The sequence below is a fragment of the Nocardiopsis sp. NPDC058789 genome (assembly GCF_042745575.1).
Taxonomy (GTDB): domain Bacteria; phylum Actinomycetota; class Actinomycetes; order Streptosporangiales; family Streptosporangiaceae; genus Nocardiopsis; species Nocardiopsis eucommiae.
Map to the genome: position 1 here is coordinate 18,198 of NZ_JBHYOW010000021.1, position 10,696 is coordinate 28,893.

General features: G+C 70.8%; 9 protein-coding genes and 1 pseudogene. 7 read left to right on the forward strand and 3 right to left on the reverse strand.

Annotated features, from left to right (window positions below):
- Positions 1-5 precede the first annotated feature (5 nt).
- Complete coding sequence (locus ACFW3L_RS23680) at positions 6-827, reverse strand: SAM-dependent methyltransferase (protein WP_378745768.1); 822 nt, start codon at positions 825-827, stop codon at positions 6-8.
- A 752-nt stretch (positions 828-1,579) separates the two neighbouring features.
- Between ACFW3L_RS23680 and ACFW3L_RS23685 the strand changes: the two genes are divergently transcribed.
- The 7 genes from ACFW3L_RS23685 to ACFW3L_RS23715 all read left to right on the forward strand — a co-directional run bounded on the left by ACFW3L_RS23685 (position 1,580) and on the right by ACFW3L_RS23715 (position 9,608).
- Positions 1,580-2,587 carry a class I SAM-dependent methyltransferase gene (locus ACFW3L_RS23685; protein WP_378745777.1) on the forward strand — a complete coding sequence of 336 codons (1,008 nt, stop codon included), beginning with the start codon at positions 1,580-1,582 and terminating at the stop codon, positions 2,585-2,587.
- A gap of 43 nt (positions 2,588-2,630) precedes the next feature.
- Complete coding sequence (locus ACFW3L_RS23690; RefSeq protein WP_378745785.1) at positions 2,631-3,563, forward strand: alpha/beta hydrolase; 933 nt, start codon at positions 2,631-2,633, stop codon at positions 3,561-3,563.
- A 23-nt stretch (positions 3,564-3,586) separates the two neighbouring features.
- The gene (locus tag ACFW3L_RS23695; protein ID WP_378745792.1) at positions 3,587-4,375 is read left to right on the forward strand and encodes a class I SAM-dependent methyltransferase; all 789 of its coding nucleotides are present in this window, start codon (positions 3,587-3,589) and stop codon (positions 4,373-4,375) included.
- 23 nt (positions 4,376-4,398) lie between these two features.
- Positions 4,399-5,190, forward strand: coding sequence for a class I SAM-dependent DNA methyltransferase (locus ACFW3L_RS23700; protein ID WP_378745799.1), 792 nt, complete (start codon positions 4,399-4,401; stop codon positions 5,188-5,190).
- Positions 5,191-5,194: 4 nt separating this feature from the next.
- Positions 5,195-6,865, forward strand: coding sequence for a carbamoyltransferase N-terminal domain-containing protein (locus tag ACFW3L_RS23705; RefSeq protein ID WP_378745806.1), 1,671 nt, complete (start codon positions 5,195-5,197; stop codon positions 6,863-6,865).
- 143 nt (positions 6,866-7,008) lie between these two features.
- Complete coding sequence (locus ACFW3L_RS23710; protein WP_378745811.1) at positions 7,009-8,187, forward strand: hypothetical protein; 1,179 nt, start codon at positions 7,009-7,011, stop codon at positions 8,185-8,187.
- Positions 8,184-9,608 carry a pyridoxal phosphate-dependent decarboxylase family protein gene (locus ACFW3L_RS23715; protein ID WP_378745816.1) on the forward strand — a complete coding sequence of 475 codons (1,425 nt, stop codon included), beginning with the start codon at positions 8,184-8,186 and terminating at the stop codon, positions 9,606-9,608. The genes ACFW3L_RS23710 and ACFW3L_RS23715 overlap by 4 nt, the downstream gene beginning before the upstream one ends.
- A gap of 187 nt (positions 9,609-9,795) precedes the next feature.
- Here the strand turns inward: ACFW3L_RS23715 and ACFW3L_RS23720 are convergent.
- Both ACFW3L_RS23720 and ACFW3L_RS23725 read right to left on the reverse strand, forming a co-directional pair.
- Positions 9,796-10,014 (reverse strand): annotated as a pseudogene (locus ACFW3L_RS23720) (acyl-CoA synthetase); the annotation flags it as partial.
- A 16-nt stretch (positions 10,015-10,030) separates the two neighbouring features.
- The gene (locus tag ACFW3L_RS23725; protein WP_378745820.1) at positions 10,031-10,357 is read right to left on the reverse strand and encodes a thioredoxin family protein; all 327 of its coding nucleotides are present in this window, start codon (positions 10,355-10,357) and stop codon (positions 10,031-10,033) included.
- Positions 10,358-10,696: the final 339 nt, after the last annotated feature.

Below are 10,696 nucleotides of genomic sequence, written 5' to 3' on the forward strand. Positions count from 1 at the left end.
GCCCCTCAGGGCTTGCGGGCCACTCCGCCGTACTGGTCCAGGCCGCGGCGCGCGCTGAGTTCTCCCTCCAGCGGACGCCAGCGGGGGCACGGGACCACACCGGGCTCCAGCAGGTCCAGCCCCTCGAACCGGGCGGCGAGCTCCTCCGGGCTGCGCAGGAGGTAGGGGTCGTCCCCGTGCTTGTTGCCCTCCTCGATGGCCTGGTTGTAGGCCTCGCTGGTGTTGGTGCCGTCGTAGCTGGCCAGGTAGCTGCCGGAGGGCAGCGCGTCCACCAGTGTCCGGACGATCGGCTGGAGGTCCTCGTCCGGGATGTGGCCGAGCACGCCCATCAGCATGAGCGCGACGGGCCGGTCGAAGTCGAGGGTGGCGGCGGCCCGTTCCAGGATCGCCTCCGGGTCGCGCAGGTCGGCGTCGACGTAGTCGGTGGCGCCCTCGGGGGTGCCCACGAGGAGGGCGCGCGCGTGCGCGAGCACGAGGGGGTCGTTGTCCACGTACACGACGCGGCACTCGGGGGCGATCCCCTGGGCGACCTCGTGGGTGTTGTTGGCGGTGGGCATCCCGGTACCGATGTCGAGGAACTGGCGGATCCCCGCCTCCTCCGTCAGGTGGGTGACCACGCGGTTGAGGAACTCCCGGCTGGTGCGGGCCAGGTCCACGATCTCCGGGAAGGACTCGGCCACCTGGTCGCCCGCGACACGGTCGATCGGGTAGTGGTCCTTGCCTCCCATCCAGTAGTTCCAGATCCGGGCCGAGTGGGTCCGGGTGGTGTCGATGGGGGAAGGGCTGCCGAAGCCGTCGGAGGTGGACGGGGAGGGTGCGTCGGACATGGGGCATCTACCTCTACAAGCAGGGGGTCGCGCCGTGGGGCCGGGCGGTCTCCGACCGTCTCGGGACGGCGATCGCTCCCAGCCGGAGGCCGTTCGTCCCAACCCTAGGGGACATCGCCTCGTAGGGGCGTATGAGAGGTATGTGCTCCCCGTGGTTCCACGTCCCGCGCCCACCGCTCGGTGCTGACGGCACCGGACGCGGCTCCGTCACACCATCACCACTCTCCTCACTGATCGATATTCACCCCAATTCCCGCTCACGAATCAGAACCGAATTCGCACACATTCCCCCATCATTCTCACCCCCAGCAACACGGGCCCCCGAAATGAACAGGAACCCGCGTCACATTTCCCCTGCAAGAAGCGCACATTCTCGACCCCGACCCCTTGATCACTTCCGTGGATCCGCCAATCATGACTCCATTGACGCCTTCAACTGGCACTTTCCGTGAGCACCTTGACACGCGCTGAGTAGTTGGTTTAACTGAAGACCACTCACCGAGTGTCACACCGCGCACAGTGGGAGTTCACTTTCGACGAAAGTCGTTCGCGTACACCCCTTCCCTCGCGAGGCTCGTGAATGACTCTTCGGGGGCACCGCGCCCTCGGGTGATTTCAACAAAGGACACTCAACGAGTTTCCCACTCCAGGCCACCGGGAAGGCCCACGGAGCTGCGCAATGAGTTCGTCCCCGCCGTCCCCACACAGGACGTGCGGGTGTTTGTTGCCGTCTATTCCAGGAGAACTTTGTGGTGACGAGTGCGACGCAGCGCCTTTACGAAGACTTCCCCTTCCCCTCACCGGGGGCGGACCGGCCCCTGATCAGTGTCGTCGCGGACGAGCTCCCCCTCGTGGTCGAGGGCGGACTCCGGGACGGATGGCGCGTCCTCGACGCCGGCTGCGGCACGGGGCACACGCTCGTCGGCCTCGCCAAGGCCCATCCGAAGGTGCGTTTCGTGGGTCTGGAGCCCTCCGGGGCCTCGCGCGCCATCGCCCGCCGCCTGGCCGACGACCACGGCGTGACCAACCTCGACATCGTCGACGGGGCCATGCCCCACACCGAGCTCGACCAGCGCTTCGACCTCGTCTACAGCTACGGTGTCATCCACCACCTGCCCGACCCCCGCGCGGGCCTGGAGTGGCTGTGCCGCCACCTCGCCGAGGACGGGCTGCTGCACCTGTGGTTGTACAACGACGTCGGTGAGGCGCGGCGCATGCGGGACCGCGAGCTCGTCCAGCTCCTCTCCCCCGCCGACGAAGGGGCCGCCTTGGGACTGAGGGTGGTGCGCGCCCTCGGCCTCTCGCTGTCCCTCGACGCCTACGGCATGCCGGGGGCGTGGGCGGGTGCCGCCCTGGACCCCGAGGAACAGGACGTCTTCGACGCGGACGCCTATCTCAATCCCGTGGTGCACACCCTGCGTTTCGGCGACCTTCCGGAACTCCTCGACGGACTCGGAATGGAATGGGTGGCCGCTGATCGTGTTTACGGTCCACGCGGAGCCCCGTACCTGGACCTCGACGGCACGAACGATATCCCCGCCGGTCGGGTCGAGACGGTGCGGCCCGAGGAACTCTTCGACGACCCGGAGCTGCGCCGACGAATCTCGGGCCTTCCGATCGCGGAGCGGGCACGCGCCGTGGAACTGTCCCTGCGGCCCACCGGATTCCGGGTCCTGGCGGGACGCGGAAACAGTTGGGACAAACCCACGCGGCGCGTGCGCGGCAACCTTCTGACGCGATTTCCGTGTCCGCCCAGGTGACGTGCGTCCCATTCTTTCACCCGAAACAGGAAAAGAGGGATCGGTGGCGCTCGACCCCCAGGTGAAACAGTTCTTTCTCGACCCCGTCAACGACTCCCCGCCGCCCGACGACCTCTCCCTGGCGGAGTTCCGAGCGGCGGTGGAGGCCATGACCTCCTTCTGCGCTCCGGACGAGCGGGTCCTCCACACTCGGGACGGAGCCGCCCCCTCCTCCCAGGGACCGGTGCCCTTCCGCGCCTACCACCCGGAACCCGGGACCCCCCTGCCGCTGGTGGTGTACTTCCACGGGGGCGGCTGGATGTCGGGCGGCATCGACTACATGGAGCCCCCACTGCGCTCCCTCGCCGTCGAAGCGGGTGTCGTGGTGGCGAACGTGGGCTACCGGCTCGCCCCGGAGCATCCCTACCCCGCGGCCCCTCGCGACGCCGAGGCCGTGACCACCTGGATGTACGAGAACGCCACGGCGCTCGGCGCGGACCGGGATCGGCTGGTGGTCGCGGGTGACAGCGCGGGGGCCAACCTCGCCGCGGTCGTCGCCCTGACCCTCCGGGGCTCCGGTACGCGGGTCGGGCACCAGCTGCTGATCAACCCGGCGATCGACCCCCGGATGGACAGCGCGTCCTATCGGGAGTTCTCCGTGGGCCACCAGAACACCGCCTCGATGATGGAGCGCTGCTGGCGCACCTACCTCGACCGGCCGGAGGGCTCCCTGCACGAGGTGCCCTGGCAGGCCGCCCCCGCGTTCGCCGACGATCTGTCCGGGGCACCGCCGACCACAGTCATCACCGTCGAGTACGACCCGCTCAGGGACGAGGGCGAGCAGTTCGCGGCGCGCACGGCCGCCGCCGGGGTGCCGACCACGCTCGTTCGCTGTCCGGGCCTGATCCACTGCGCCATGCACCTGGACGGGATCGCTCCACGCGCCGCTGACCTGCGGGGCCACGCCGTTCGCGCGCTCCGGGCGGCCTTCGTCTGAGCACGCAGAGAGGACCACACCTCATGACTCCACCACACGACCACGCACCCATGTACGGGTCCATCGCCGACATCTACGACCGCCTGGACGACTGGATCGTCGACAACTGGCACGAGAAACCGGTCACCCAACGGGTGGACTTCCTCCGGGACTGGTGGGCGAAGCAGGGAGGAGAGGTCCGACACGTCCTCGACCTCTGCTGCGGTACCGGCAGCGTCCTCGCCGAGCTCGCCCGCGCGGGCCACACGGTCACCGGGCTCGACCAGTCCCCCGAGATGCTCGGCTACGCGCGCCAGCGGCTGGCGGACGAGGCCCAGCTGGTGCGGGCCGCGCTACCGGACATCCCGCTGCGGCCCGCCAGCATGGACGCGGTCTGCTCCACGGGGGCGGCCCTCAACTACACGGCCAGCGAGGAGGACCTGAGCGCCGTCTTCGCGGGGGTCCACCGAGTGCTGCGCCCGGGCGGCACCTTCGTCTTCGACATCCTCTCCCGACACATGATCACCGAGCACGCCGGGCGGCAGGTCTGGGCGGAGGACCAGGACGACTTCGCCTTCGTCTGGGAGTTCACCAACCCCACCGACGAGTACAGCGACGCCTACTACACCCAGTTCCTGCGCCAGGGCGGCCCCGGGTCCGACACCTACGTGCGCACCCGGGAGAGACACCGTCTGTACGTGCTCGACCCGGACGTGGTGCGCCGCAGCGCACGGCGGGCGGGCCTCACCCACACGGGCACGTTGGACAACTACACCAACGCGCCCGCGCACGAACGGACTCTGTACGAGACGTGGGCCTTCCTCCGCGACTGACCGGACACCAGGGGAGTTATGTGATGCAGGGACAACCGCAACTGGACCTTCCGGAGCCGTACGCGGCGACGGCCGACGTGTACGACCGTCTCGTCGACTACGCCATCACGCAGTGGGGCGAGTCACCCCGGCAGCAGATGGCCGACTTCGTCGAGGACGTGTGGGTCGAACGCGCGCAGAGGGTCCGCCGCGTGCTGGAGCTGTGCTGCGGCACGGGTCTCATGACACGGCAGCTCGTCGAGCGCGGCTACGAGGTGACCGCCGTGGACCGGTCCGAGACCATGCTGGCCCTGGCCAGGGAGCGCCTGGGCGACCGGGCCGACTTCCGGCGGATCGAACTGCCGGACGCGCTGCCCGAGGGGGCCGACGCGGTGGTGTGCACCGCCGCGGCCTTCAACTACCAGCCCGACCCGGAGACCCTCGGCGCGACCTTCCGCGCCGTGGCGGCGGTGCTGCCGCCCGGCGGGGTCTTCGTCTTCGACATCGAGACCGCCGCCCTCCTCAAGGGGCACTGGGGCAACCGCATGTGGGCCGGGGACCAGGGTGACCTGGCGTTCATCTGGGACTTCACCAGCGAGCCCGACACCACCTACTGCGATCTGCACTACACGCAGTTCACCCGGGAGGGCGACGGCACCTACACGGGGACCCGTGAGGTGCACCGGCTCTACGCGATCGAGGACGACGACATCCGCGCCCAGGCCCACGCCGCCGGGTTCCCCGACGCCCGGGTCTACGAGAACTACTCGCCCCGACCGGTCAGCGAGTCCACCCGCTACGCGACCTGGGTGCTCACCCGCGCGGGAGAGGAGTGATCCGATGCTCGTCTGCGGACTGAAACTCACCCACGACGGCGGTCTGGCGCTGATCGAGGACGGCAGGCTCGTCACGTCGGTGGAGGCCGAGAAGCTGGACAACAACCGGCGCTTCCAGCCCCTGGACCGGCTGGAGACGGTGGCGGACGTCCTCGCCGCGGAGGGCGTGGCCGTCACGGACGTCGACCGGTTCGTCGTGGACGGCTGGTTCGCCCCCCTCGGCCAGGACCAGGACTCCCCCGTCCTGGAGCACGTGACCGACCACGGCCGCGCCCTGCGACTGCCCGTCGCCCCCTACATCGAGGGTCCCGACACGCACGTGCTCGACGTCCACCGGTTCCGGGGCCTGCCCCTGGGCGGACGCGAGCACGACTACACCAGCTACCACCACTCGGCGCAGCACCTCATGGGCGCCTACGCCGCGAGCCCCTTCCCCGGCCGGGGGGAGGACTCCCTGGTGCTGGTCTGGGACGGCGGTATGACCCCGGTGCTCTACCACGTGGAGCCCGATCCCCTGCGCGTCACCCGCCTGGGCGAGCTGTTCCCGCTCTACGGTTCCGCGTTCGCGGACTTCTGCGCCGCCCTGCCGCCGTTCCACTCGCCCGACGACCGCACCGACGCGGCACGGCACGCCATGCCCCGCAACCTGGACGTGGCCGGGAAGGCCATGGCCTACGCCGCCCTCGGCACCGACGAACCCGGGTACGACGCCGTGCTGGACCGGATCCTCGGCGGACTCGACCTGTCCTTCACCAACGGGGACGACCTGGCCCGAGCCCTCACACGGGAGGGCGGCGCGCGCTGGAACGGCGCGAGCGACGCCGACCTGATCGCCACCTTCCAGGGCTACCTCGGGCGTCGGCTCCGCGGGGCGCTCACCGCCCGGATGGACGGGGCCTCCCTGCCGCCGCGCCTCGTCCTGGCCGGGGGGTGCGCGCTGAACATCAAGTGGAACAGCCTGTTGCGCTCCTGCGGCCTGTTCGAGCACGTGTGGGTCCCACCCTTCCCCAACGACTCCGGCGCGGCCCTGGGGGCCGCGAGCGTGGAGTGGGCGCTGCACAGCGGCCGCCCGGCCCTGGAGTGGGGCGTCTACCAGGGGCCACGTGTGCGACCTGCGGAGGCCGACCCCCCGGGATACGTCTCCCGCCCCTGCGACGTCGACGAGCTCGCCCGGATCCTGCACGAACACGGTGACCCGGTGATCGTGCTCAGCGGACGGGCCGAGCTGGGCCCCCGGGCCCTGGGGCACCGCAGCATCCTCGCCCCCGCCACGGACGCGTCGATGAAGAAGGTGCTCAACCGGATCAAGGACCGTGAGGACTACCGACCCGTCGCCCCCGTCTGCCTGGAGCACCGGGCGCCGGAGGTGTTCTCGCCCGGGACACCGGACCCGTACATGATCTTCGACCACGGCACCCGCCCCGGCTGGGCGGACAAGGTCCCCGCGATCGTGCACCTGGACGGCACCGCCCGCCTTCAGACCGTCAACGAGCGGCAGTCTCCGCTGGTGCACCGGTTGCTGACCGCGTACGAGCGCCTGTCGGGCATCCCCCTGCTCTGCAACACCAGCGCCAACCACAAGGGGCGGGGCTTCTTCCCCGACGTGGCCTCGGCGGCCGCGTGGGGCGGTGTCGGGGCGATCTGGTCCGACGGCCGCCTCTACCAACCGGCGTGAGCGACGACGGCACCGGGACCCGGCGGCGACGCCGAAGCCAGTACGTGGCGGGGCGTGCGGCTCCGTCACGGATTCCGACCACGTGATCGGGTGCGGCCTCCGGAGGAACCGGAGCCGCACCCCGGCTGGAGAGATCCCCAACCATGACCACCGTCAGTGAGAGCGCGCGGCGTGCCCTGGAGGCCTGGGTGCTCCGGGACCGCCCGCCCGCGTCGTACGAGTTCCCCCACCGGGCCGTCGTCGGGGCGGTCCGCGCACACGGGATCAACCGACTCCCCCACGCACTGAACGACCTGCTGGTCCACACCTGGGAGCAGGCGCGCAAGAGGGACCCCGAGCCGGGTGGCGCGGAGTGGGTGACCACCCTGTGGCTGGAGTGCCTGACCAGCCGGGCACGCGGGGCACCCTCCTACGGCACCTACACGATGACGACCCTGCTCGAGCGGTGGTGCCGTCTGGGCGACCTTCCCGACCGCCTGACCAGGATCTCCGCGTTGCTGGCCGCGGACATGATCCGTCACGAACTGCGGCGCGGCCTGCGCGAGGGCGACGACGGCCGACGGCGTTCGCTCCTGGTCGCCGCGACGAGGTTCGCGCGGGGGCTCACCCCGGCCCCCGGCTGGACCGGTGCCCGCGACGACGTGTCCCCGGAGTCGCCCCCGGAGGCCGTGCGGCGGTGCAACCGGTTGTTGTCCGGCGACGGTGCGGGCCTGCCGCCCACGCTCGCCCTCCTGGTGGAGGGGACCGTTCCGGTGGCGACCCTGGAGCCGGACGAGCCGCTGTTCCTCCGCTCGGTCCAGGTCATGGAGCTGCTCGCCGTCCTGGCTGCCGAGTACGCCGCAGCGGCCCACGAGGCGGCGCTGGCGAGCGAGCCGGATCCTCACGCCCTGGAGGCATCGCTCGCGGGAATCACCGACGCCCTCGCCCACGCCCGTCGCTGCTTCCGCCTGGTCGCGCTGATCGACCCCGGCCAGTTCGCGGCCATCCGCGCGGCCACCGCCGGTACCGGCGCGTTGCAGTCGGAGGGGTTCGCCCGCCTGGAGCGCCGTTGCCGGGGCACGGCCGGAGTGCGCGCGGAGACCGTCGGTGCGGTCGGTCTGGACGCGGTCCCGGCACCCGCGCCCTCCCTGGGGGACACGCTCCGCGCGGCCCCGCCCGACGAACGGAGGCGACGCGGCGTCGAGGCCGTCAACGAGCAGTGGGCCAGGTGGAAGCACACCCACTACGGAGTCGCGAAGAGGATCATCGGTGACGTGCCCGGTACGGGAGGCACCGACGGGGTGCGCTACCTCGCCCGCCATCTCAAGGAGCCGCTGCTGTGAACGACACCCACATGAGCCCGCAGGAGTTCCGGGAGCACGGGTACCGGACGATCGACTGGATCGCCGACTACTGGGAGAGCCTGGAGAGCCGTCCCGTCGCCGGTCCGGTGGAGCCGGGTTCCGTGCGCGCGCGGCTTCCCCAGGACCCACCGGAGTCCGGCGAGCCCTTCGAACGTCTCCTCCAGGACATGGAGGACGTGGTCGCCCCGGCGCTCCTGCACTGGCAGCACCCGCGCTTCTTCGGCTACTTCCCGGCCAACGCCTCCGGCCCCGCCGTCCTGGGGGACCTCCTCGCCTCGGGGCTCGGTGTCCAGGGCATGAACTGGAACACCAGCCCGGCGTGCACCGAGGTCGAGCAGCAGATGCTGGAGTGGACGCGGCGGGCCCTCGGACTGCCGGAACGGTTCCGCGACGGCGGCGTCATCCAGGACACCGCCTCCAGCGCCGTCCTGGTGGCGGTCCTGGCCGCGTTGCAGAGGGCCACCGAGGGGCGCAGCCGCGAGACCGGGACCGGCGGTCGGCGCTACGCGGTGTACCTCACCAGCGAGACCCACTCCGCCGCCACGAAGGCCGCCGTCATCGCGGGACTGGGCCTGGGGTCGGTCCGCACCGTCGCCACCGGGTCGGACGGCTCCATGCTCCCGGAGGAGCTGCGCGCCCGGATCGAGGCGGACCGGGGCGACGGCGTCACGCCACTGATGGTCGTGGCCACACGCGGGACGACCTCCGCCCTGGCCTTCGACCCGCTGGAGGAGGTCGGAGCCGTCTGCCGGAGCCACGGCGTGTGGCTGCACGTCGACGCCGCGTACGCCGGTGTGGCCGCAGTGTGCGAGGAACTGCGCTGGGTCAACGACGGGGTCGGGTACGCGGACTCGTACTGTACGAACCCGCACAAGTGGCTGCTGACCAACTTCGACTGCGACCTGTTCTGGGTGGCCGACCGCGAGGCCCTCACGGGAGCGCTGAGCGTGCTGCCCGAGTACCTGCGCAACAGCGCGTCCGACTCCGGGAGGGTGACCGACTTCCGGCACTGGCAGATCCCGCTGGGGCGGCGCTTCCGCGCCCTGAAGCTGTGGTCGGTCCTGCGCTGGTACGGCGTCGCGGGCCTGCGCGACCACGTGCGCGTCGGCGTCGAGCACGCCCGGCTGTTCGCGGACCTGGTCCGCGCCGACGACCGGTTCGAGCTGACCCGGGATCCGTGCCTGGGGCTCGTGTGCTTCCGTCTGACGGCGGACGGCGGGACCAGCGAGGCGCAGCACCGGCTCATGGAGACCGTCAACGCCGAGGGGACGACGTTCCTGACCCACTCCGAAGCGGACGGGCGCGTGTTCCTCCGGTTCGCGACGGGAGGGACGTTCACCCGCGACCACCACGTGGTCGAGGCGTGGAAGGCCCTCCAGGGAGCGGTCACGGAGGGGTGACCGCAGGGCCGCGGGTGCCCGGTTCCGTCCCCCTGGCCCCGCGGCCCCCGGAGGTTCCGACGCGCACCGCGCCCCCCGCACCGGCGAACACGCCCCTGGAGACCGCGTCCTCCTTTACTGCTCGGGCGACGTGAGTGGTGTCCGAGGGTCGCCGCCGTGTCGATCGCCCGAGACCCGGAGTGCGGTGGATGCACCCCTCGGCGTCCGCGCGCACCAGGTAGCCGGAGTGGAACCACCCGTCCCGGAAGGCCCCCGCGGTCTTCTCGGGCTTGTCCCAGTACCCGAGGCACAGCCGCGGCGACCGGTAGTCCACCTCGCCGAGCTCCCCCGGCGCGACCTGCGCTCCGTGCTCGGCCACCACACGCAACTCCACGAACAGGGTGGAGCGACCGGGCCAGGCGGACCTCCCGGGAGGGGACGTCCTACAGGTGCGGTTCGATCAGGGCGACCACGCGGTTCCTGTCGGCGGGGCCGATCCAGGTGCCGACGATCTGTCCGCCCTTGAAGACGTGCAGGGTGGGAATGGCGGTGATGCCGTACTTGGGTGGCGTCTCGGGGCTCTGGTCGATGTCGAGCCGGGCGATCGTCGCCCGGCCCTCGTACTCGCGGGCGACATCGGTGAGGATCGGATCGAGAGCGCGGCAGGGGGCGCTCCATTCGGCCCGGAAGACCGCGAGCACGGGACCGGTTACCTGGACGACCTTGCTTTCGAAGTCCGCGTCGGTGACGTCGACGACGGTACCGCTCATGAGGGCGCTCCTTTTTCATGACGCTGACGGAGGAATCGCAGGATTCGGGGAAAAGGAAACGGTTCCACCCAAGGGGGAATCATCCCATCATGACACTTGTCGCGAATCATGAGAAGGGGTTGATCCGAACAATGCAAGGGAGAATACCCGGAACAAAAGTGCTTTTCATTGCAAACCATTCCGAACTCCTCCCGAACCCGAGTGGTGATCGGCCCGGCCAGACGCCCGACCCGGGTGCGTGGGCCCGGGGCGGTGGGGCCCGGGCGAAACCCCAAAGGGCATCACCGTCAAACCCTACAGGACGCCGACCAACAGCTGGGGGGGGCCGTGCCAGGCCCG